We start from the raw sequence: 21,812 nt of genomic DNA, 5'->3' as shown, positions 1-21,812 counted from the left end.
CCGGAATGCCGGGCGCCATCGGCCATGGCTGTTTCTCTCCTGGGCCGCTAGGATGCTTCCATGAGCATATCCGACCCCCCGGCTGGGCAAGGCCTCGTCGGCGAGGAACCCGAGCGGCTGGCGTTGTTGCGGTCCTACCGCATCCTCGACACGCCGCCGGAAGCCGGCTTCGACGACCTGACGGCCCTGGCCTGCCATGTCTGCCAGGTGCCGATCGGGCTGGTGGGGCTGATCGACCTGGACCGGCTGTGGTTCAAGTCGGCGCTCGGCATGGCGGCGGACGCGGTGCCGCTGGATGGTGCCATCTGCAGCCATACGATCCGTTCGGCAGAGCCGCTGGTGGTGGAGGATCTCGCCGCCGACCCGCGCTTTGCCGGCAATGCGCTGGTCACCGGCGGGCCGCGGGTGCGCTTCTATGCCGGGGTGTCGCTGCGCAATGCCGACGGGATCCCGCTCGGCACGCTCTGCGTCATGGACCACCAGCCCCGCCGGCTCGGGGATGCGCAGCGGGACATGCTGGGCCGGCTCGGCCGGCAGGTGGCGTCCCTCCTGGAGCTGCGCCGGCTGAGCGTGAGGCACGAAGAACTGCTGGCCGAGCGCGTCGTGGCGCAGGATGCCGCCGAGGCGCTGGGGCGCGACCTGCAGCACCGCTTCAAGAACAGCCTGCAGACCATCGACAGCCTGATCAGCCTGCAGAGCCGGCGCGAACCGGACGAGCAGGTGCGCCGTGCGATCGCCCGGATGCGCGACCGGCTGCGGCCGCTCTACCTGATCCAGGACCAGGTGCGGTCCGGTTCCGCCGGGATGGTCGAGCTGCGGCCGTTCCTGCGCGACCTGGTCCGGGTGATGGTCGACTCCCGGCGCGACGCGGCGGGCGGGACCGTGGTGGCGGAGGAGCTGGCCGAGCTGGAGGTGGCGCGCGAGAAGGCGCTGCCCATCGGCCTGATCGTGAGCGAGTTCCTGTCCAACAGCTTCCAGCATGCCTTCACCGCAGGCGGCAGCCAGGCCGGGCTGGCGCTGGCGCAGCCGGAGAACGGGCGCGCCCGACTGGAGCTGTGGGACGACGGGCCCGGCATGAGCCTGCCGGCATCGCCCGCTTCCGGCGGGCTGGGCCTGCAGCTCATCCAGGCACTCAGCAGCCAGGTCGGCGCCAAGCCAGGCTGGGAATCAGCGGCCGGCACGCGGCTCGTGCTGGAGTTCCCGCTCCGCTAGGGGCGCGCCCAGGCCTCAGGTGACCTTGGCCGGGTCGAAGCCGTTGGCCAGCGCCTGGAGCTGGAGGAAGCGCCGGTCGTTCATGCTCCAGGCGCGCAGCGCGTAGCGCTCCTCGCCATGCACCACCAGCCGGACCTGCATGGCCAGCCCGAAGCCGCTGCTGTCCCAGTGGCATTCCAGGTCGGAGCGCTCGGGGCCGAGTTCCGGCTCGCCGCAGCCGCTGAGCGGCAGGGCGCCGAGCGAGGCGATGGTCGAGCCGGTGTCCTCCAGCCGGCGTGCGAGATCGCCGTCCTGCCCGGGCAGGTCGGGATCGTCGGCGAGACCCGTGAAGAAGCTGCCCAGGCCACTCAGGTCGACCGTCACCTGACGCTGCAGCCAAGCCGCCCGGTCGCTCGTGTCCTCGTCCGCGGGCAGGCGGCGGATGGTCAGGCCGGTGAACGCGCTGAACAAGGAGGCTTCGGGCGCGATGCTGGCCGAGGGCGGGGTGAACGCGTCACCCGGCCGGTCGGTGCAGGTCAGGCCCAGCTCCTCGGGGATCGGGATGGCCGGGCAGATCGCCGCCTGGGCCGAGCCCGGCAGGAGCCACAGGAGGAGCAGGGTGCAGAGCGACAGCCGCTTGATGAACTGCTCCACGACACGACCTCCGGCGCGTCAGTCCGGGACGAGCGAGCCCAGGAACTGGCGCAGATGAGCGCGGCCGTGCTGCGAGACGCGGAAGCGGCCGCGCGCGACCAGGAAGACCCGCTTGGCGACCAGCGACTGGCGCACGCACTGCGACGGGTTGCCGAGCTTGATGCCCTGCTCCAGCAAACGCTTGTTGGCTTCGGCGGTTGCGAACGTGTCGTCCGCGGAATTGACCTGGCTGTAATAGCCCGCGGCCAGCATGGTATCGACTTCCGTGGCCGTGCCGGGCAGGCGCTGGATGAAGGCGCCGAACTCGCCGAGCTCGGTGTCGGCCTCGCGCGCCGGTGCCGGCTCGGCGGCGGCGGCGAGCACGGGCCCGGCGCCATTGGCCAGCCGCTCCAGCAAGAGCTCGATCCGCTCGGTATATTCGCGCACGAAGGCCTCGCTGCCGGCCACCTCGAACTCTCGCTGGGCGAGATTGACCCTGAGCTTGGTCTGGATCGTGTCCACCCCGATCTCCGCGCGGTACCCGGCCCGGTTGGCACGGATCCGCCTTCGGGTAAAGTCAGATGGCAGCGCCCGTCAGCGGCTCCATCATCTGGCGCAGCGCTGGCGGGATCGGGGTCGGCCGGCGGGTGGCGCGGTCGACGAAGACGTGGACGAAGAACCCGTCCGCGGCCGCCAGTTCGGCACCGGCCAGGAACACCGCGCATTCCCAGCGCACCGAGCTGGTGCCGAGCCGGCCGACCCGGATGCCCACCTCCAGCGCATCGGGAAAGCCCACGCCCTCGTGGTAGCGGCAGCCGCTTTCCACCACGAAGTCCATCACCGGGCCGCCGGTCGGGTCGAGGCCGCCTTCCTCGATCATCAGCCGGTTCACCGCCAGGTCGAACCACTCGTAATAGAGCGCGTTGTTGGCATGGCCGTACATGTCGTTGTCGGTCCAGCGCGTCTGGACCGGGAAGAAGCGAAGGTAGTCGCCGCGCCCGGTCCGCCTCGGCCGTTCGCTCATGGCCGGTAGCGCCTGGCGATGGCGGCGTGGAGGGCCTGCAGGCCGGTGGCCTCGCCACCTTTGGGCCGGCCCGGCCGGCTCTCGGGGTTCCAGGCGAACAGGTCCAGATGGGCCCAGCGCTGCGTGCGGGTCACGAAGGACTGGAGGAACAACGCAGCGGTGATGGCGCCGGCGAACGGGCTCTGCCCGGCATTGTTCAAGTCAGCGACGCTGCTCTCGATCATGCGCCGGTAGGGCGCGTGCAGCGGCAGGCGCCAGAGCGGTTCCCCGGCATCCAGGCCGCCCTGGAGAAGCTCGGCCGCCAGCGCCTCGTCGGGCGTGAACATGGCCGGCAGGTCGGGGCCGACCGCCACCCGCGCCGCACCCGTCAGGGTCGAGGCGTCCAGGAGGAGATCGCACTCCTCCTCGTCGGCCAGCGCCAGGGCATCCGCCAGGATCAGCCGGCCCTCGGCGTCGGTGTTGCCGATCTCGACGGTGAGCCCCTTGCGCGAGCGCAGGATGTCGCCCGGCCGGAACGCGCTGCCCGAGATGCTGTTCTCGACCGCCGGCACGATCAGCCGCAGGCGTACCGGCATCGCACCCGCCATGATGGCGCTGGCCAGGCCGGTCAGGACCGCAGCACCGCCCATGTCCTTCTTCATGAGCAGCATGTTCGAGGACGGCTTGATGTCGAGGCCGCCGGTGTCGAAGCACACGCCTTTGCCGACCAGCGTGACCTTGGGATGGCGGGGATCGCCCCAGGTGAGGTCGATCAGGCCCGGCTGCCTGGCCGCGGCCCGGCCGACCGCATGGACCAGCGGGAAGCCCTTGGCCAGCAGCTCCTCGCCATGGATGCGGCGCACCTCCGCGCCATGCCGCTGCCCCAGGGCGGCGATCGCTTCCAGCAGCTCGCCCGGGCCCAGCTCATTGGCCGGCAGGTTGATCAGGTCGCGCGCCGTCCAGACCGCTTCCGCCAGCCGGACACCCTGCTCCGCCGCACCCCCGCCCGGCAGCACCAGCCGGGGCAGGCCGGCATCGAACCGGCGGAACCGCTCGAACCGGTAGGCGGCGAGCGCCCAGCCGAGCGCTGCCCGGTCGGCCGGCAGGAGGCCCTGCGGGTCGTCCAGCGCCCAGTCTCCCTCCGGGAGGGCACCCACTGCCTGGGCGATGTCGCCGGGCTCGGCCGGGTCGGAAAGGAGCAGCAGGGTGGCGGCAGGCTCGCCCCCATCACCCGGGACGAACAGCATTGCACCGGGCCGGGGCCGGAAGCCGGTGGCCTCCGCCCAGGCAGCGGCGGCTGGCGCCAGATCGGCCAGGCTGTCGGCCCAGCGGGCCGCGGGCACCAGGGTGATGCGGCGGGCGGGTGTGCCGGCCGGCAGGAAGCAGGCGAGGGTCATCCGGCGTCCCTTGCTGGGGGAAAAGGGGAAGGCAGGCGGGCGTCAGCCGCGCTTCTTGCCGATCTCCTCGATCTGGCGCTGCATGGCGGCCAGCTGGTTCTTCAGCTCCGTCACTTCGTCGCGGACCGGATCGGCCGCCGGCGGCGCGGGCTGGGCCGGCTCCTTCGTGCCGGCGGCCGCTGCCGCGGCGGCGAACGGATTGAACATCCGGGCGGCGTTCTGCAGCAGGGCCATGTTCTGGCGGGTCATCTCGTCGAACCGCTCGGCCGGGAAGAACGGCCCGAACGTGCCCTGGAGATAGGCGCGCATCTGATCCTGCTGCCGGGTGAAGCTCTCCATGCTGATGTCGAGATAGCGCGGGAGCACCTGCTGGAGGCTGTCGTCGTAATAGCTGATGAGCTGGCGCAGAAAGCCGATCGGCAGGAGGTTGCGGCCCTTGCCGTCCTCCTCGAGGATGATCTGGGTGAGCACCGAGCGGGTGATGTCCTCGCCGCTCTTGGCGTCGTAGACCAGGAAATGCTCGCCGTCGCGGACCATCCGGCTGAGCTCGTCCAGCGTCACGTAGCTGGAAGTCGCCGTGTTGTAGAGGCGGCGGTTCGCGTATTTCTTGACGATCGCGACCTTCTCGCTGCCGGTTTCCGCCGCGTCCGCCGTACGTGTGCTCATCTGGCGCCCCTTCGATGGACTTCGCCCATCCTGCAACCGAAAAGGGGCCCCCGAAGGAGCCCCTGATCTTCACCTGTATCCTGGCCCATCGACGGCCAGTTTGTGCACACGCACACAGGCTTTGCAACGCGGTTGCGCAGTGCAGCGAAACCCGACCCCGAAGTGGGGTTTTTTAGCGGATCGCCAGGATCTGCGCTTCCAGGTCGTCCTCGTCGTCGAGCTCGGCCTCCTCGGCCTCCTCCTCTTCGACCGGGGCGGCCTTGCCGGCCTGGATCTCGGCTTCCTCGACCGTGCGGGCGACGTTCACCGTGATGGTGACCTCGACCTCGGGATGCAGGGCCACGATCACCGGATGGAGGCCCGACGTCTTGATCGGGTTCTCCAGGCGGATCTGCTGGTGGTCGATCGACAGCCCGTCGGCGGTGAGCGCGGCGGCGATGTCGCGCGCGGTCACCGAGCCGAACAGGTTGCCGGCCTCACCGGCCTGGCGGATCTGCACGATCGTGCGGCCCTCGACGCTGCCGGCCAGGCTCTGCGCCTCGCCCTTCAGCTCGAGATTGCGGGCTTCCAGCTGCACGCGCCGCTTCTCGAAATCCTCACGCGCGGCCTTGGTGGCGTTGACCGCCTTGCCCTGCGGGATCAGGTAGTTGCGGCCGAAGCCGTTGCGCACCCGCACGATCTCGCCCATCTGGCCGAGCTTGTGCACGCGCTCCAGGAGGATGACTTCCATGTTCGGCCCTCCTCAGCCGGCCACGTAGGGCAGCAGCGCCAGCTCGCGGGCGCGCTTGATGGCCTGGGCCAGCGCGCGCTGCTCCTTGGCGGTCACCGCCGTGATGCGGCGCGGGACGATCTTGCCGCGCTCGCTGATGAAGCGCTGCAGCAGCTTGATGTCCTTGTAGTTGATCGCCGGCGCATCGGCATGCGCGAAGGGGCTGGCCTTCTTGCGGCGGAAGAACGGCCGGCGGATGGTAATCGCCGGCGGCTCGGCAGGACGGCGGCGTTCGCCGGCATCGTTGTCCATCATGCCACTTCCTCCTCACGGCGCTCGCGGCGCGGCTCGTCACGATCGCCGCGCGGGCGGTCCTCGCGCGGGCCACGGTCGTCGCGGTCACGGCGATAGCCGTCGTCGCGGCGGCCCCGCTCCTCGCGGCTGCTCTTGGCAACCATGATCTGCGACGGGTTGGGATCCAGCTCCTCGACCCGGACGGTCAGGTAGCGCAGCACATCCTCATGGATGCGCTCCTGGCGCTCCAGTTCCTCGATGCACGCAGCCGGCGCGTCGAGGTTGAAGTGCAGGTAATGGCCCTTCCGGTTCTTCTTGATCCGGTAGGTGAGATTGCGCAGTCCCCAGTACTCGACCTTGCTGACCGAACCGCCGTTGTCGGCGATGATCTGCGCGATGCTCTCGGAGAGCGTCTGCGCCTGCTGAGCCGAAAGATCGGGACGCGCAATCAAGGTGTGCTCGTAAAAGGGCATGACGTTCCCTTTGGCCTGCCTTGATATGGACAGCACGAATCCCCGCCACCACCAAAGCGGTACGGGTTGCTGATCCGTGCAGCACGCGACCCTCGGGTCCGGTTGCCCGGACCACGAAGCCGGCGGAACATAGCAGCGCATTTGCCCGATGCAAGCGCCGGCACGCTTGACATCCGCGGCTGCCTCGCATCCTCCACGAGCGCGCAAGGCAAGCCAAAAGGGAAGAAGCATGGCCGTGATCGCGGTGTTTCCTGGGCAGGGCGCGCAGGCAGTGGGCATGGGCAGTGCCCTGGCCGCGGCGTCGCCGGCCGCGCGCCGGCTGTTCGAGGAGGTCGACGAGGCGTTGGGCGAGAAGCTCTCCGCCCTGATCTTCGAGGGGCCGGCCGACCGCCTCACGCTCACCGCCAACGCCCAGCCCGCCCTGATGGCGACCTCGCTCGCGGCCGTGCGGGCCCTGGAGGAGCGGCTGGGCGGCAGGCTCGCCGACCGGCTGGACTATGTTGCCGGCCATTCGCTGGGCGAGTATTCGGCGCTCGCCGCGGCCGGCTCGATCGCCGTGGCCGACGCCGCCCGCCTCCTGCGCCTGCGCGGCGAGGCGATGCAGGACGCGGTACCGGCGGGCGAGGGCGCCATGGCCGCGGTGCTGGGCCTCGGCCCCGACGCCGCCATGGCGGTGGCCGATGCCGCCGCGGCGGATGGCGGGGTCTGCCAGCTCGCCAACGACAATGCGGACGGCCAGGCGGTCCTGTCCGGCAGCAAGGAGGCGGTCGAGCGGGCGGTCGCCATCGCCAAGGAGCGGGGTGCCAAGCGGGTCGTGCTCCTGCAGGTAAGTGCGCCGTTCCATTGCGCGCTGATGGCACCGGCGGCCGAGCGCCTGGAGCGCGCCCTGGCCGAGGTGCGGTTCGCCGCGCCGGCAGTGCCGCTGATCGCCAACGTCACCGCCGAGCCTGTGGCCGACCCGGCGAGCCTGCCGGGCCTCCTGGTCCGCCAGGCGACCAGCCGGGTGCGCTGGCGCGAGAGCATGGCCACCATGGGGCGGCTGGGCGTCACCAGCATGCTGGAGCTGGGGGCAGGCAAGGTGCTGACCGGGCTGGCCAAGCGCGCCGTGCCGGGCACCACCCTCCTCAACCTCGCCGAGCCGGCCGATCTCGACGCCGTGGCTGCGGCCCTGTCCTGATCCCTTCCTTTCGACCGATTTTCTTCCGGAGAAGCATGATGTTCGATCTCTCGGCGCGGCGCGCGCTGGTCACGGGTGCCACGGGCGGCATCGGCGAGGCGATCGCCCGGGCGCTGCACGCGCAGGGTGCCTCGCTGGTGATCACCGGGCGGCGCGAGGAGGTGCTGGCGAAGCTCGCGGCCGAGCTGGGCGAGCGGGTGCAGGTGGTGGTGGCCGATCTCGCGGCGCCGGATGCCGCCGAGCGGCTGATGAAGGAGGCCGAGGCGGCGGGCCCGGTCGACGTGCTGGTCAACAATGCCGGCATCACCCGTGACATGCTGGCGATGCGGATGAAGGACGACGACTGGTCGGCGGTGATCGAGACCAATCTGTCGGCGGTGTTCCGCCTCTCGCGCGCGGGCCTGAAGGGCATGATGAAGCGCCGCCATGGCCGGATCATCAATATCGGTTCGGTGGTGGGTGCTACCGGCAATGCCGGGCAGGCCAACTATGCGGCGGCCAAGGCCGGGCTGGTCGGCATGACCAAGGCGCTGGCTGCCGAGCTCGGCAGCCGCGGCATCACCGTCAACTGCGTGGCACCCGGCTTCATCGACACCGCGATGACCCAGAAGCTCGACGAGAAGCAGCGCGACAGCCTGCTCGGCCGCATCCCGGCGGGCCGGCTGGGCCAGGGTGCCGACATCGCGGCCGCCGTGGTGTACCTGGCCAGCGACGAGGCCGCCTATGTGACCGGTGAGACGCTGCATGTGAACGGCGGAATGGCGATGATCTGAGGGCTGTGCCCTTGTCTTCGGCAGAAACAATACGATCTGCGCACCGAGGCGAAGCCTTGACCGGCCGGACGCTGGTCAAGGTTCGAGCCATCGTGTAGGAAGCCCGCCACGCCCGGGGGTAGGTCGGCCGTATTGCTCGCGATGCGCCGGGTTCGGGTGTTCCAGTCAGTCCAGGGTCGAGGACCGTTTCCGATGAGCGATATCGCTGAGCGCGTTAAGAAGATCGTCGTCGAGCACCTTGGTGTCGAAGAGGCGAAGGTGCAGGAGAACGCGAGCTTCGTCGATGATCTCGGCGCCGACAGCCTCGACACCGTCGAGCTCGTGATGGCGTTCGAGGAGGAGTTCGGGGTCGAGATCCCCGACGACGCGGCTGAGAAGATCCTCACCGTGAAGGACGCGATCGACTTCATCAAGGCCAACAGCTGATCCTGGCTGAGGCCTTGGCATCCGTCGCAACGTTGGAACGATCGTCATGAGGCGTGTTGTCGTTACCGGGCTGGGGATGGTCTCCCCGCTGGGTACGGGGGTCGAGACGAGCTGGAACAGGCTCGTGGCCGCAGAATCCGGGCTGCGCCGCATCGATCGGTTCGACGTGTCGGACCTGCCGGCCAAGGTGGCCGGGCTGGTGCCGGGCGAGGGGGAGCCGGGCGGCTTCAAGCCGACCGACTTCATCGACGCCAAGGAACTGCGGCGCAACGACCATTTCATCGTGCTCGCCATGGCCGCGGCCGCGGAAGCGATCGCCGACAGCGGCATCCCGCTTGCCACGGATGAGCAGAAGAACCGGTCGGGTGTGCTGATCGGCTCCGGCATCGGCGGCCTGAACGCGATCGCCGACGCGGCCCTGGTCCTGGAAAAGCAGGGTCCCAGGCGGATCAGCCCCTTCTTCATCCCGAGTGCTCTGATCAACCTCGCCGGCGGCCAGGTCTCGATCAAGTACGGGCTGCGCGGACCGAACCATTCCGTGGTCACCGCCTGCTCGACCGGCGCCCACGCGATCGGCGATGCCTCGCGGCTGATCCGCTACGGGGATGCCGACGTCATGGTGGCCGGCGGCACGGAGGCGGCCGTTGGTCGGCTCGGTCTTGCCGGGTTTGCCGCGGCGCGGGCGCTCTCGACTGGCTACAACGACACGCCGGAAAAGGCGTCGCGTCCCTGGGACAAGGGGCGGGACGGTTTCGTGATGGCGGAAGGGGCCGGGGTGCTGGTGCTCGAAGAATACGAGCATGCCAAGGCCCGCGGCGCCAAGATCTATGCCGAGATCAAGGGCTATGGCCTGTCCGGCGATGCCTACCACGTCACCGCGCCCAGTCCGGACGGGGACGGCGGCTTCCGTTCGATGACGGCGGCCTTGCGCAGCGCTGGGCTGACGCCCGCCGACATCGACTATGTCAACGCGCATGGCACCAGCACGCCGCTTGGCGACGAGCTGGAGCTCGGCGCGGTGAAGCGGCTGTTCGGCGATGCGATGAAGAACGTCTCGATGTCGTCGACCAAGTCCGCGGTCGGCCATCTCCTGGGAGCCGCCGGTACGGTCGAGGCGATCTTCTCGATCCTGGCGATCAGGCACGGGATCGCCCCGCCGACCCTGAACCTGGAGAACCCCGAAGAGGCGGCCGAAGGCGTGGACCTGGTCCCGCTCAAGGCCAAGGAGCGCCGCATCCGCAACGCGCTGTCCAACAGCTTCGGCTTCGGCGGCACCAACGCCTCCCTGATCGTCGGCGTTCCGGACTGACGTGCGGATCCTCAGCCGCGGCCGGGTCCTGCTGCTCGTCACTGGCCTGTGCCTGGCTGCGATCCTGATCGGCGGCGCGTTCTTCGCCCATCGTCATCTCGAAGCCTGGATGACCACGCCCGGCCCGCTGGCGCAGGAGGTCGACATCCTCCTGCCGCGCGGCGTCGGCCTGGCCGGGATCGCCGCGCGCCTGGAGGAGGCGGGCGTGATCGACGACGCCCTGCGGCTGCGGCTCGCCACCCGGCTGTCCGGGCGCGACCGGCGCCTGCAGGCGGGCGAGTACCGCTTCGCCCCCGGCATCACGCCGGACGAGGCGCTGGCGATGATCGAGGCCGGGCGGCAGGTGCTGCACCGGCTGACCGTGCCCGAGGGCCGGACGGTGCGCGAGGCCTGGGCGCTGCTCGAGGCGGAGGAGCGGCTGACCGGCGACCTCCCGGAGCTGCCGCCCGAAGGCGGCATCCTGCCCGAGACCTATTTCTTCCAGCGCGGCGAGGAACGGCGCGCGGTGGCGGAGCGCATGGTGGCGGCGATGCGCAAGGCCCAGGAGGAGATCTGGGCGAACCGCGCCGAGGACCTGCCGTTCGACACGCTGGAGGAGGCGGTGACGCTCGCCTCCATCATCGAGAAGGAAACGGCGCTCGCCGACGAGTACCGGACGGTGGCGAGCGTCTATGTGAACCGGCTGCGCCGGGGCATGCCCCTCCAGGCCGACCCCACCGTGATCTACGCGCTGACCAAGGGCCTGTCTGACCTCGGCCGGCCCTTGACCCGCGCCGACCTCAAGCTCGACGACGACTACAACACCTACCAGCGTGCCGGCCTGCCGCCCGGGCCGATCGCCCTGCCGGGGCGCGCCGCCCTGGAAGCGGCGGTGAACCCGGCCGACACCGATTATCTCTACTTCGTGGCCGATGGCGGCGGCGGGCATGCGTTCGGCCGTACGCTCCAGGAGCACAATGCCAATGTTCGCAAGTGGCGGGCATTCCAGCGCTCCCAGCAGTGAGCGGCGCTACTCCTTCGGCGTCTGGCGCATCAGGATCGGGTCGCGCAGTGCGGCGGGCATGAGGCCCATGAACCGCGCCAGGAGATAGGTCGGCAGCGGGAAGGCGATGCGCGCCCGGCCGGCCTCGAGGCCCGCGTCGATGATCTCCGCGGCGCGCCCTGCATCCATCAGGAACGGCATGGGGAAGCGGTTCACCCGCGTGAGCGGCGTGTCGACGAAGCCCGGGCAGACCACGCTCAGCCGCACCCCGTCCCGCGCCAGCCGCGGGCGCAGCCCCTCGCCGTAGCGACGTACCGCGGCCTTGCTGGCGGCATAGGCGGGCCCGGTGGGCGAGGCCAGGAACGAGGCCAGCGAGCTCACCAGCACGACATGGCCGCGGCCGCGCGCCCTCATGCGCGGCAGGAGCGGCTCGACCGTGGCGATCTTGCCGACCGCGTTCACCGCCATGATCTCGGCACCGCTCACCCCGGGATTGCCGGCGATCCCGGCATTGGCCACCACCATGTCGACCGGGCGGGCCGCGTCACGCTCGCTGGCCCAGGCGGCCAGTGCGCCCGTGTCGCGCACGTCCACGCTGCGGATGTCGACGTCCGCGCCGGCCTGCATTGCGGCGGCCGCCACCTCCTCCAGCCGGGCCCGGTCGCGGCCCTGGAGGGAGAGCAGCGTGCCGGGCCGTGCCCAGCGCGCCACGAGTGCGCGGCCGATCCCGCTGGAAGCGCCCGTGATCAGCCGGTGCATGGTCCAGTCCCCTTGGATGATCCGGTGCCTGCCGATAGACCTCCGGGCGCTGCACTACCGGAGAGCCTGAGCGATGACCACCACCTCACCCGTGATCCGCCGGCGCGGGGTCATGCTGGTCGTCTCCTCGCCCTCGGGTGCGGGCAAGACCACGCTCACGCGCACGCTGCTGGAGCGCGACCCGGACGTGTCCCTGTCGGTCTCGGTGACCACGCGGCCGCCCCGCCCCGGCGAGGTGGACGGCGTCCACTACCATTTCATCGACAAGGACCAGTTCGGGAGCATGGTGGAGCGCGGCGAGCTGCTCGAGCATGCCCATGTCTATGGCTACAGCTACGGCACGCCGCGCCCGGCGGTGGAGCTGGCGCTGGCCGCCGGCAAGGACGTGCTGTTCGACATCGACTGGCAGGGCGCCCAGCAGCTTCGTCTGGCGGCCGAGCAGGATCTGGTCGGCATCTTCATCCTGCCGCCGACCATGGCCGAGCTGGAGCGGCGGCTGCGCTCGCGCGCCCAGGACCCGGAGGAAGTGGTGCGCCATCGGCTGGCCCAGGTCGCCAACGACGTCACCCATTGGGCCGAATACGACTATGTGATCGTGAACCACGACCTCGAAACCAGCATGCGCGCGCTCACCGGCATCCTGATCGCCGAGCGGCTGAAGCGCCGGCGTAATCTGGGCTTGGCGGAGTTCGTCGAGCAGTTCCGCCGCTCGGGCACAGGGTTGGCCTAGACGCCGTCCAGCGCGTTCGTGATCCGGGTGAATTCGGCCAGGTCCAGCGTTTCCGCGCGCCGGGTCGGGTCGATCCCCAGGCCCTCCAGGAGTGGCACCGGGTCCCTGACCAGCGGCTTCAGGCTCTGGCGCAGCATCTTGCGCCGCTGGCCGAACGCGGCCGCGAGCACGCTGCCGAGGCGCCGCTCGTCGCAGGGATGCTCCGGTGCTGCGCGCGGGGTCAGCCGCACCACCGCCGATTCCACTTCCGGCGGCGGGCTGAAGGCGCCCTTGGGCAGGCGGAACAGGTACTCGACCCGGCAGGCCCACTGGGTCATGGCCGCCAGCCGCCCCCAGCCCTCGCTGTCGGGCTTCGCCGCCAGCCGCTCGGCCACCTCCTTCTGGAACATCAGCACCAGACGCTGGAAATGCCGCCGCTGGGCCAGGAGGTGGAAGAGGAGCGGGGTGGAGATGTTGTAGGGCAGGTTCGCCACCACCAGCGCCGGCAAAGGCTCGAGCGCGGCGGCGTCGAAGGCCAGCGCGTCGCCGGCCACCACCTGCAGCCGCCCGTCGGCAGCCTCCACCAGCGGTGCCAGCGCCTGGATCCAGCGCGGGTCGCGCTCGACCGCCACCAGCCGTCCGGCACCGGCGCGCAGGATCGCACCGGTCAGGCCCCCCGGCCCGGGGCCGATCTCCAGCACGGTGCGGCCCCCGAGGTCACCCGCCGCGGCGACGATCCGGTCCAGGATGGAGGGATCGAGCAGGAAGTGCTGGCCCAGGCGCTTGTCGGCGCGGTGGCCGGACCTTTTCAGGATCTCGGCCGGGCCCGGCAGGCTCATGCCCTCAGGTCGACATAGGCGTCGCGGCGCAGGTCGCGCAGGTAGCGGTCGGCCAGCCGGTCGAGCTGCTGCGCTTCCAGGCGGCGCTGCACCGATTCGCGGTCCATGGACGGCAGCGGCGGGGGCGGCGGGGTGGGCTGGACCGGCCGCGGCGCCTCGGCCGCGCGCGGGAGCTGGCCGCCCTCCCGGTCGCAGACCATGATGAGCTGGATGCCGGCCGGCCCGGTAAGTGGCGGGCTCAGCCGGTTGTTCGGCAGGTTGCTGACGAGCTGCGTCAGCACCTGCGGCAGGTCGGCGACATCGAGCCAGCCGAGATCGCCGCTGCCTTCGCCGCCCGATTCCGCGGCCGCCGCCTCCAGGCTGCTGCAGGACTTGAAGCGGTTCTGGTAGCCCACCGCCTGCTCGAGCAGCTTGTTCCGCTCCGCCTCGCCGGCATCTTCCGGCACCGGGATGACGTACTGGGCCAGATGGACCCGGTCCGGCGGGATGGCCGGCCGGGCCGGGGCCGGCGGCGGCGGGGGCGGGGGCATCTCCACCTCGGCGTTCTCGCCGGCGGCACGCCGGGCGCGCATCATGAAGATCTGCCAGCCCGCATTGGTCCGGACCGGGCCCTGGATGTCGCCCACGCCCATGTCGGCGACGATGGTGCGGGTCTCCTCGGTCAGCCCCGATGGCCGCACCCAGCCCAGGTCACCGCCGGCCGCGGCCGTGGACGAGGCCGAGAACTCGCGCGCCAGCGCCGCGAAGGAGGCGCCCTTGTTCAGCGCGTCGACCAGCTCCTCCGCATCCGCGCGCACCTGGCTGTCCTGGTCGGTCTCGGTCACCGGCAGGGTGATCTCCGCCAGGAGCCATTGCGGCTCGTTGCGTGCCCGCTCCGCCTCGCGGATCGCGAGGTCCACCTGGTCGGGGCCGATGCGCACCCGCGGCCGGAGCTGCTGGCCCACCACCTTGGCCCACAGGATCTGGGCCTCGACCTGGCGCTTCAGGGTCAGGAGGCTGGCACCCTGCCCGCGCAGGAACTCGTCGAGCTGGTCCATGGTCATGGTGTTGCGCTCGGCGATGTTCGCCAGGGTCTGGCTGATCTCGTCGGGCGTGGCGGTCAACCCCAGCCGCTGCGCCTCCAGGCGCTGCAGGGTCTCGTCGATGAACAGGCGCAGCACCTGCGGGCGCAGCCGGTCGCGGTTCTCCGGCGTGTTCGCCAGGCCCGAGGACACCAGCGCCAGTGACACCCGGTCCTCCAGGTCACCCGTGGAGATGACCTGGTCCTCGACCACGGCGACGATCCGGCCGGCCGCGGCTGCCTCGCCCGGCAGGGTGGCCGCGCTGCCCAGCAGTGCCAGGGAAAGGAGGGCAGCGCGGGTAAGGGGTGCGATCATGCCGTTTTTTATCACCGCGGGGTTGCTCGGTGGCGGTTCAGCTGGTGCCGCCTCCGGTGAGGCTGGTCCGGCCGCCGAACTCGCCGAGATTCTTCAGCGTCACGCGGAATAGCAGCGTCGTTGCCGGCCCGGCGTCACGATCCTCCGTGTAGTCGCGTTCGAGGCCGGCGACCAGTACGAGACAGGGGTGATTGTAGACGAACCCGACCGCATAGGTCACCGGCTCGTCCGCGACCAGGTCCTGGCGCACGCCCGCCGAGAGGGAGAAGCTGTCGGTGATCCCGGCGCGCACGGTGGCGGTCAGCTCCTTGCGCTCCTGGACGTTCTCGAGATCGGGGTCGTCGGTCAGGCTGAGATAGCCCACGCCCAGGCCGAAGCGCCGCCAGTTGAACGAGGCCAGGAGGTCGTTCTTGGTCATCTCCTTCAGCTCGTCGTCGACCCGGAACCGGTAGGACAGGTTCAGCCACTGGGCCGGGTGCATCTCGATCCGGCCGACGAAGTCGGAGAAGTTCTCGTCCAGGCCGGTGCCGGGTTCGAACGTGCTGTCGTCCTTGAGGCGCCAGGACTGGCCGAGCATGCCCGAGACCCGGAAGGTCTCCGGCGAGAACGAGCCGAAGCGCAGGCCGTAGGCGCCGCGCGGGCCGCCCTCCACCCGGTCCAGGCCGGTGAAGCGGTTGGCCTGGAAGATGTTGGTGTCGTCCAGGTCGAAGGACTGGCTGTCCTCGTTGGGGATGTCTTCCGGGTTGCCGCCATAGGGCGACCAGTGGCCGACCAGCACCGGCTCCAGCAGGTGCTGCCAGCCGCTCTCGGTCGTCCTGATCAGCGGCAGGCTCCACTCGGCCGAGAGCAGCGGATAGAGCCGGCCGGTGGTGTTGCTGCCGCCATTGTCGGAGAAGGTCTCCGGGTCACCCTCGGTCTGGTAGCCGTCCGCCCGCATCGAGGCGGAAAAGCGCAGCACGTCGCCGAACCGCCCGACCATCGGCTTGCTCCAGCCGAGCCGGCCGGACAGCCGGCGCGTGTCCAGCCCGTCGCTGCGGGTAAGGGCCAGCACCGAGGTGTCGACGTCGTAGAAGCCGCCCCAGGAGCCGTTGGTCGGCGTGGACCAGCGCAACTGGCCGCGCGGCAGCACGAACGGGGTCAGGCCGGGGTCGTCCGACTGCAGCAGGCCCTGGAAGTAGAAGGCATCCAGCACGCCGTAATTCGTGTCCCAGGCCCGGTCCACCCAGGGCCGGTTCACCAGCAGGTTCTCGTCGTCGATGTCGTAGCGGCGCAGATAGGTGTCGTCCGAGGCCAAAAAGGCATCGAAGCCGCCGCCATAGCCGTCCTCGAACACATAGCGGCCGGTACCCTGGAAGTGGCCGCGGAAATCCTTCTCGGTGCGGGTGCCGTTGCTGCCGGCATAGCGGTCGGCATAGGTGGCGCTGCCCTCGAGCTCGGTCGGCCCGAACCGGTCCATCCGCCGGTACTCGCCGAACAGCGCCACGCCCTGCTCCGTGGTGACCAGCGGCGCGATCGTGACGTCCTCGGACGGCGAGATCACGTAGTAGTACGGGACCTGGATGAAGGCGCCGAGCCCGGTGCGGCTGCCGAAGCTCGGCTGGAGGAAGCCGGACCTGCGGTCCACCGACGGGTCAGGGTGGCTGAAGCGCGGCAGGTACATGACCGGGATGCCGAACAGGTCGAAGGTCGCGTCCTCGTAGATGACGTCCTTGGCGACCTGGTCGTGGGTCACCTTGCGGCTCTTGATCTGCCAGAGCGGCGAGCTGTCCGGGTCGTCGCACAAGGGGCAGGGGCTGTAGACCGCACGATCCAGCTCGGTCCGGTTGCCCCCTGAGCGCACCGCACGGCGGGCGACCAGCCGGCTGTCGTCGGCCAGCAGCACGCTCGCCTGCTGGATGAAGCCGGCGCGCAGGCTGTCGGACAGCTCGACCTTGTCGCCGAACACGGTCTCGCCTTCCTCGCTGATCAGGACGACGTTGCCCTCGGCGATGACGATGTCGGTGTTGCGGTCCCAGGTCACCTTGTCCGCGAGCAGGGTCCGCCCGTCGCGGTCGATCTGTACGTCGCCCTCGGCGGCGATCAGGTTGTCCCGCTGCTGGAAATCCAGCCGGTCGGCGGTCAGCAGGACCTCCGGCGGGGCCTGGTCCTGCGCCTGGGCGGCGAGGGCGAGACTGCAAAGCATGGTGGCGGCCAGCAAGGCCGGCTGCAGGCGACGCGCAAAATTCATCCGACGCTCAACCGTCCTCGGTGTGGAACAGAAGGGCGAGACCCAGCAGGATCGCCACGACCGCCGGGGTCCATGCGGCCAGCTCCGCTGGTAGCCGACCCGAAAGCCCCACCGCCAGCACGACATTGGCGAACACGAAGAAAACGAAGCCCGAGGCGATGCCCATCGCCACGAACACGAGCGTGCCGCCGCGCCGGGCGAAGCGCAGGGAGAACACGGTGCCGATCAGGAGCATCGCCGCGAACATGAGCGGCGTGGCGAGCAGGTTCTGGTAGTGCACCACATGGGCGCGCACCGGCAGGCCGATCGAGCGCAGCGTGGCGATGTAGCCGGGCAGCTCCCAGAACGAGATCGTCTCCGGCTGGGCCAGCCCGCCATGGATGCGCTCCAGCGTCAGGTTGGTCGGGACCTGCAGAACCGCGTCGCGCTCGACCTGGCCGTTCGGCCGCGTGGTCACCGCGTCCTGCAGCTCCCAGAACCCGTCCGTCAGCCGGGCGCCGGGCGCGTCGATCCGCCCGGCATAGCCGCCGGCTTGGTCCAGGAGGAAGATGGTCACGTCGGTCAGGCTCATCGTCTGGCTGTCCGCCACGCCACGCGCGTGGAAGACGATCGGCTGGCCGTCCAGGGCCTGGCGCAGCCACAGCCCGCCGCCGGCGACCTCCATCCGATCGAGCTCGCCATCGTCCAGGAGATCGGACTGCGCCTCGTAGCGGGCATAGAGGATGGTGCTGATCGGGTTCAGCACGGTGACGCTGATCGTGCCCAGCACGGCGGCGATCAGCCAGACCGGCATCAGGAACTGCCAGATCGAGATGCCGGCCGCCCGGGCCGCCACCAGCTCGTTGGTCCGCGACATCCGCCGGAAGGTGAGCATCGCCGCGAACAGCATGGTGAACGGCAGGAGCTGCTGGGCGGTGGATGGCGCGTGCCAGAGCGCCAGCTCGATCGCCTCGGCAAAGCCGCCTTCCTCCCGCGTGCCGGAGCGGCGCAGCTGCTCGATCGCGTCGAACAGCAGGACCAGCACGACCAGGCCCAGCGTGACCGTCAGCACCGATGAGATCAGGGCCCGGCCGAGATAGCGGGCGAATGTCCAGGAGAACCGCCAGCGGCGGCGGCGCGCCGGCAGGAGCGGGCCGGCCGCCGCCTGTTCAAGCTCCCGCACGCATTACCTCCCGGCTGGGCAGCTCGGCCGGGGCGGCCATGCGCCGTGGCCGCCGTCGGCGCAGCCGGCCGGTGAGCACCAGGAAGGCCAGGACCAGCGGGACGATCTGCGCCAGGTAGAACAGCGGCACGAAGGCCAGCGAGCTGATGGAGAAGCTGGTCACCGCGAGCTGGACGACCTGCTGGACCGTCGCCAGCAGGATCGCGAATGCGATCCGCTTGCCGTGGCCGCGCCGGTCGAGGTCGGCCGGCAGGAGCACCGCCAAGGCGATCGCCACCAGGACCAGCGGCGCCATCGGGCTGGTCAGCCGGTCATGGGCGGCCGACACCAGCCGGTTGTAGTTCTTCTGGTCGTCGATGTCGTCGGCCGGCCAGAGCAGCTCGTCGAGATAGCGCTCCTTGGGCTTGCGCCAGCGATAGGCGTCGTCCTCCTCCGACAAGGTGGTGAGGTCGACCGTGTAGGCATCGAAATGAAGGGCCGAGACCCGCCCGTCCGGCTCCCGCTCCTGCCGGGTGCCCCGCTCCAGGACCAGGCGCGGCTCGTCGCCCACCGTCACCAGCACGCCGCGTTCGGAGGTGATGGTGGAGGGGGCCTCGGGATCCCGCGCGTCGTCCACCAGCAGGCCGGTCAGCGAGCCGTCCGGCTGGCGCTTGTCCACATAGACGGTGATGCCGGGGGCCGGCTGGTTGAACACGCCTTCCTGCAGCAGCACGAAGGTGTAGCTGTTGCGGATCTCGTGCTCGAGGTCCTTGAACGCCCGGGCACCCGCCGGCATCAGCACGAGCGAGGTCAGGTAGCAGAGCAGCGTCACCCCGAGCGCCAGGTAGAGCGCCGGCTTGGCCAGCTCGAAATCGGAGCGGCCGGATGCCTTGAGCGCGATCAGCTCGCTGTCGTTCCATAAGCGCGCATAGGTGAAGATGGTCGCGGCCAGTAGCGCCAGCGGCAGCACCACCAGCAGGAGCGAGGGGAACAGGAGGGCCGTCAGCCACAGGAAGGTGGTGACCGGCAGGCCCTTGTTGACGATCAGGTCGAACAGCCGCAACGATTGCGACAGCCAGACCGCACCTGCGACGGCGATCACGGCCACCGCGGTGGGGATGGCCAGTTGGGACAGCAGGTAGCGCGCATAGACAGGCATGGGCGGCATCATAGACGCCCATCTCGGCGCCGGTCGATGGTACACCCACCTGAGTTTGGCCGGCCAAGGCCCGGTTGCCTGACGCGAGGACTTCGAGCGATGGACGTGACCCTGGAGCGCCCCGAGCTGCCGACCACCGGCCGGGTGGTGGTGCCGGTCGGCACCGGCGACGCGATCGGTGCGGCGGCGGCCAGCCTGGACGAGCAGACCGGCGGGCTGGTCCGGCGTGTGATCGAGGCAGCCGGGCGGCGCTGGAAGCATGGCGCCATCCTGGAGCTGCCGTTCCCGGCCGGCACCGGGCTGGAGCGGGTCTGGCTCTTAGGGATCGGCCGCGAGGAACTCGGCCGGCTGGAGCTGGAGCATCTGGGCGGCAGCCTGTGGAATGCGCTGGCCAAGGTCGAGGGCGGGCTGGTGACGCTGGCCTCGCCGGACGGGATCGAGCTGCCGCTGCCGGCCGACCAGGTGCAGATGGCCCTCTTGACCGGGCTGCGCCTGCGCTCCTGGCGGTTCGACAAGTACAAGCGCAGCGAGGAGGACGAGCCGGCACGGGGGCCCGACCGGCTGGCGGTCGCGGTGGGGGACGAGCGGCAGGCCGGGCAGGCACTGGCCGGCGTGGATGCGGTGATCGCCGGGGTGAACCATGCCCGGGCGCTGGTGACCGAGCCCGCCAACGTGCTCCATCCCGAGAGCTTCGCCGAGGAAGCCCTGAAGCTGCGCGACCTGGGCCTGGAGGTCGAGGTGCTGGACGAGGCGGCGATGAGCCGGCTCGGCATGGGCGCCATCCTGGGCGTGGCACGCGGCAGCCGCCGCGAACCGCGGCTGGTGGTGATCCGCTGGAACGGCGGGGGCGGCAAGGGCAGCCCGCTCGCCTTCGTCGGCAAGGGCGTGTGCTTCGACACGGGCGGCATCTCGATCAAGCCCAGCGCCGGCATGGAGGACATGAAGTTCGACATGGCCGGCGCCGGTGCGGTGCTGGGCGCCATGGAGGTGCTGGCCAGGCGCAAGGCCCCGGTCGACGTGGTGGGCGTGCTGGGCCTGGTCGAGAACATGCCGGATGGAAACGCCCAGCGGCCGGGCGACGTGGTGACTGCCATGTCGGGGACCACGATCGAGGTGATCAACACCGACGCCGAGGGCCGGCTCGTGCTGGCGGACGCGATCTGGTACACCCAGGACCGGTTCAAGCCGCGGCTGATCGTCGACCTGGCGACGCTGACCGGGGCGGTGATCGTGGCGCTGGGCCATGAGCATGCCGGCCTCTTCAGCAATGACGAGGAACTGGCGGCCCGGCTCACCAAGCTGGGCGAGGAGACCGGCGAGACGCTCTGGCGCCTGCCGCTCGGCAAGGCCTACGCCAAGCACATCAAGTCCGAGATCGCCGACATCAAGAACACCGGGCGCGCCCGCCAGGCCGGCAGCACGGCCGGCGCGGTGTTCATCGAGCAGTTCGTGAACGGCGTGCCCTGGGCGCATCTGGACGTGGCCGGCACGGTGTGGAGCAGCCGCGACCTGCCGCTCTCGGCCAAGGGGGCGACCGGGTTCGGCGTGCGCCTGCTCGACGCGCTGGCACGCTCCTACGAGGGCGAGGCGCGCTGAGCGAGGTCGGCTTCTATCACCTCACCCGCTCCAGCCTGGAGGAGGCGCTGCCGCGCCTCCTGGAAAAGGCCCATGCCGCCGGTATGCGCATCGTGCTGCGGGCCGGCTCGCGGGAGCGGGTCGACGCGCTGGACCGGCATTTGTGGGTCTACCGGCCTGATTCCTGGCTGCCGCACGGGTGCCGTGCCGACGGCAACGCCCCGCTGCAGCCGATCTGGCTGACCGAGCAGGTGGAGAACCCGAACGGGGCGACGCTGCTGGTGCTGGTCGACCAGGCAGCGGACGACGACCTCGCGAGCTTTGCGCGGGTGCTGGACCTGTTCGACGGCGGCAACGAGGACGAGGTGGCCGCGGCGCGGGCGCGCTGGCGGGCCCGGCGGGAGGCCGGCCACCGGCTGGTCTACTGGCGGCAGACCGAGCGGGGTGCCTGGGAAAAAGCCAGCGAGGAAGGCTGAGCCCTGGTGGTGGTCAGCGGGCCGGCGGGCTGCTAAAGGCGCGGCCCGACACCGTTTCCTTTCGCATCGGATGGGATTTCCCATGGCTCTCGAGCGCACCTTCTCCATCATCAAGCCGGATGCCACCCGGCGCAACCTGACCGGCGCCATCAACGACGTCATCGAGAAGGGCGGCCTGCGCATCGTCGCCCAGAAGCGGCTGCGCCTGTCCAAGGCCCAGGCCGAGGGCTTCTACGCCGTGCACAAGGAGCGGCCCTTCTTCGCCTCGCTGGTCGAGTTCATGACCAGCGGCCCGGTGGTCGTGCAGGTCCTGGAAGGCGAGAACGGGGTGGCGCGCTATCGCGAGATCATGGGCGCCACCAACCCGGCCAACGCCGCCGAGGGCACCATCCGCAAGCTGTTCGCCGAATCGATCGAGGCCAACTCGGCGCACGGCTCGGACAGCCCCGAGAATGCGGCGACCGAGATCGCGTTCTTCTTCTCCGGCATCGAGATCGTCGGCTGATACCGGGAGCGGC

General features: G+C 70.4%; 24 protein-coding genes. 10 read left to right on the top strand and 14 right to left on the bottom strand.

The genetic code is table 11. The features are described from left to right. Positions 1-60: 60 nt before the first annotated feature. Positions 61-1,212 carry a sensor histidine kinase gene (locus tag HLA95_RS08180; RefSeq protein ID WP_191061859.1) on the top strand — a complete coding sequence of 384 codons (1,152 nt, stop codon included), beginning with the start codon at positions 61-63 and terminating at the stop codon, positions 1,210-1,212. Between the two features lie 15 nt (positions 1,213-1,227). Here the strand turns inward: HLA95_RS08180 and HLA95_RS08175 are convergent, their stop codons facing one another. From HLA95_RS08175 to rpsF, 8 genes are all read right to left on the bottom strand, one after another. Further along, the gene (locus HLA95_RS08175; RefSeq protein ID WP_191061858.1) at positions 1,228-1,845 is read right to left on the bottom strand and encodes a hypothetical protein; all 618 of its coding nucleotides are present in this window, start codon (positions 1,843-1,845) and stop codon (positions 1,228-1,230) included. 18 nt (positions 1,846-1,863) lie between these two features. Continuing rightward, a complete protein-coding gene (locus HLA95_RS08170; RefSeq protein WP_222182964.1) occupies positions 1,864-2,346 on the bottom strand; it encodes a hypothetical protein in 483 nt (160 codons plus the stop codon). Positions 2,347-2,401: 55 nt separating this feature from the next. Beyond that, a complete protein-coding gene (locus HLA95_RS08165; RefSeq protein ID WP_191062253.1) occupies positions 2,402-2,848 on the bottom strand; it encodes an acyl-CoA thioesterase in 447 nt (148 codons plus the stop codon). Beyond that, positions 2,845-4,224 carry a leucyl aminopeptidase family protein gene (locus HLA95_RS08160; RefSeq protein WP_222182963.1) on the bottom strand — a complete coding sequence of 460 codons (1,380 nt, stop codon included), beginning with the start codon at positions 4,222-4,224 and terminating at the stop codon, positions 2,845-2,847. Before HLA95_RS08160 ends, HLA95_RS08165 begins: the two co-directional genes overlap by 4 nt. A gap of 42 nt (positions 4,225-4,266) precedes the next feature. Then, entirely contained in the window at positions 4,267-4,890 is a 624-nt protein-coding gene (gene phaR / locus HLA95_RS08155; RefSeq protein WP_222182962.1) for a polyhydroxyalkanoate synthesis repressor PhaR, read from the bottom strand. Positions 4,891-5,062: 172 nt separating this feature from the next. Further along, positions 5,063-5,620, bottom strand: coding sequence for a 50S ribosomal protein L9 (gene rplI / locus HLA95_RS08150; RefSeq protein ID WP_191062272.1), 558 nt, complete (start codon positions 5,618-5,620; stop codon positions 5,063-5,065). A gap of 12 nt (positions 5,621-5,632) precedes the next feature. After that, a complete protein-coding gene (gene rpsR / locus HLA95_RS08145) occupies positions 5,633-5,914 on the bottom strand; it encodes a 30S ribosomal protein S18 (protein WP_157505604.1) in 282 nt (93 codons plus the stop codon). Then, the gene (gene rpsF / locus HLA95_RS08140; protein WP_191062640.1) at positions 5,911-6,366 is read right to left on the bottom strand and encodes a 30S ribosomal protein S6; all 456 of its coding nucleotides are present in this window, start codon (positions 6,364-6,366) and stop codon (positions 5,911-5,913) included. The genes rpsR and rpsF overlap by 4 nt, the downstream gene beginning before the upstream one ends. Positions 6,367-6,595: 229 nt before the next feature. On the opposite strand from rpsF, the gene fabD reads away from it, so the two are divergent. The 5 genes from fabD to mltG all read left to right on the top strand — a co-directional run bounded on the left by fabD (position 6,596) and on the right by mltG (position 11,054). Continuing rightward, entirely contained in the window at positions 6,596-7,543 is a 948-nt protein-coding gene (gene fabD, locus HLA95_RS08135) for an ACP S-malonyltransferase (protein ID WP_222182961.1), read from the top strand. Between the two features lie 38 nt (positions 7,544-7,581). After that, positions 7,582-8,316 carry a 3-oxoacyl-[acyl-carrier-protein] reductase gene (gene fabG / locus HLA95_RS08130; protein WP_222182960.1) on the top strand — a complete coding sequence of 245 codons (735 nt, stop codon included), beginning with the start codon at positions 7,582-7,584 and terminating at the stop codon, positions 8,314-8,316. Between the two features lie 192 nt (positions 8,317-8,508). Then, positions 8,509-8,742: an acyl carrier protein gene (locus tag HLA95_RS08125; protein WP_159713379.1), complete on the top strand. Its 234-nt coding sequence runs from the start codon at positions 8,509-8,511 to the stop codon at positions 8,740-8,742. A gap of 46 nt (positions 8,743-8,788) precedes the next feature. Continuing rightward, on the top strand, positions 8,789-10,051 hold the full coding sequence (gene fabF / locus HLA95_RS08120; protein ID WP_191061828.1) for a beta-ketoacyl-ACP synthase II: 1,263 nt from the start codon (positions 8,789-8,791) through the stop codon (positions 10,049-10,051). Position 10,052: 1 nt separating this feature from the next. Beyond that, positions 10,053-11,054 carry an endolytic transglycosylase MltG gene (gene mltG / locus HLA95_RS08115; RefSeq protein ID WP_322100113.1) on the top strand — a complete coding sequence of 334 codons (1,002 nt, stop codon included), beginning with the start codon at positions 10,053-10,055 and terminating at the stop codon, positions 11,052-11,054. A gap of 6 nt (positions 11,055-11,060) precedes the next feature. Here mltG and HLA95_RS08110 read toward each other — a convergent pair whose 3' ends face one another. Continuing rightward, a complete protein-coding gene (locus HLA95_RS08110) occupies positions 11,061-11,792 on the bottom strand; it encodes an SDR family NAD(P)-dependent oxidoreductase (RefSeq protein ID WP_222182959.1) in 732 nt (243 codons plus the stop codon). A 73-nt stretch (positions 11,793-11,865) separates the two neighbouring features. On the opposite strand from HLA95_RS08110, the gene gmk reads away from it, so the two are divergent. Continuing rightward, complete coding sequence (gene gmk / locus HLA95_RS08105; RefSeq protein WP_191062429.1) at positions 11,866-12,522, top strand: guanylate kinase; 657 nt, start codon at positions 11,866-11,868, stop codon at positions 12,520-12,522. Here the strand turns inward: gmk and rsmA are convergent. Genes rsmA through lptF form a run of 5 tightly spaced genes read right to left on the bottom strand, consistent with a single transcriptional unit; the run spans position 12,519 to position 19,243 of the window. Further along, positions 12,519-13,340, bottom strand: a complete 822-nt coding sequence (gene rsmA / locus HLA95_RS08100) for a 16S rRNA (adenine(1518)-N(6)/adenine(1519)-N(6))-dimethyltransferase RsmA (RefSeq protein WP_222182958.1) — start codon at positions 13,338-13,340, stop codon at positions 12,519-12,521. The genes gmk and rsmA overlap by 4 nt on opposite strands. Continuing rightward, complete coding sequence (locus tag HLA95_RS08095; RefSeq protein ID WP_222182957.1) at positions 13,337-14,716, bottom strand: peptidylprolyl isomerase; 1,380 nt, start codon at positions 14,714-14,716, stop codon at positions 13,337-13,339. Before HLA95_RS08095 ends, rsmA begins: the two co-directional genes overlap by 4 nt. 37 nt (positions 14,717-14,753) lie before the next feature. Beyond that, positions 14,754-16,943 (bottom strand): LPS-assembly protein LptD, encoded by a 2,190-nt coding sequence (locus HLA95_RS08090; RefSeq protein ID WP_191061202.1) that lies wholly within the window; start codon positions 16,941-16,943, stop codon positions 14,754-14,756. A 7-nt stretch (positions 16,944-16,950) separates the two neighbouring features. Continuing rightward, positions 16,951-18,105, bottom strand: a complete 1,155-nt coding sequence (gene lptG, locus HLA95_RS08085) for an LPS export ABC transporter permease LptG (protein ID WP_222182955.1) — start codon at positions 18,103-18,105, stop codon at positions 16,951-16,953. Beyond that, positions 18,092-19,243, bottom strand: a complete 1,152-nt coding sequence (gene lptF / locus HLA95_RS08080) for an LPS export ABC transporter permease LptF (RefSeq protein WP_191060894.1) — start codon at positions 19,241-19,243, stop codon at positions 18,092-18,094. The genes lptG and lptF overlap by 14 nt, the downstream gene beginning before the upstream one ends. Positions 19,244-19,342: 99 nt before the next feature. On the opposite strand from lptF, the gene HLA95_RS08075 reads away from it, so the two are divergent. The 3 genes from HLA95_RS08075 (at position 19,343) to ndk (ending at position 21,799) form a co-directional block, all read left to right on the top strand. Beyond that, positions 19,343-20,839: a leucyl aminopeptidase gene (locus HLA95_RS08075; protein WP_191060895.1), complete on the top strand. Its 1,497-nt coding sequence runs from the start codon at positions 19,343-19,345 to the stop codon at positions 20,837-20,839. Beyond that, the gene (locus HLA95_RS08070; RefSeq protein ID WP_191060898.1) at positions 20,836-21,294 is read left to right on the top strand and encodes a DNA polymerase III subunit chi; all 459 of its coding nucleotides are present in this window, start codon (positions 20,836-20,838) and stop codon (positions 21,292-21,294) included. The genes HLA95_RS08075 and HLA95_RS08070 overlap by 4 nt, the downstream gene beginning before the upstream one ends. An 82-nt stretch (positions 21,295-21,376) precedes the next feature. After that, positions 21,377-21,799, top strand: a complete 423-nt coding sequence (gene ndk / locus HLA95_RS08065; protein WP_191060896.1) for a nucleoside-diphosphate kinase — start codon at positions 21,377-21,379, stop codon at positions 21,797-21,799. The last annotated feature ends 13 nt before the right edge of the window (positions 21,800-21,812 follow it).

The sequence above is a fragment of the Geminicoccus harenae genome (assembly GCF_019800005.1).
In the GTDB taxonomy this organism is placed as follows: domain Bacteria; phylum Pseudomonadota; class Alphaproteobacteria; order Geminicoccales; family Geminicoccaceae; genus Geminicoccus; species Geminicoccus harenae.
The sequence above is the reverse complement of the archived record's forward strand: the minus strand, read 5'-3'. Positions and strand labels throughout refer to the sequence as shown.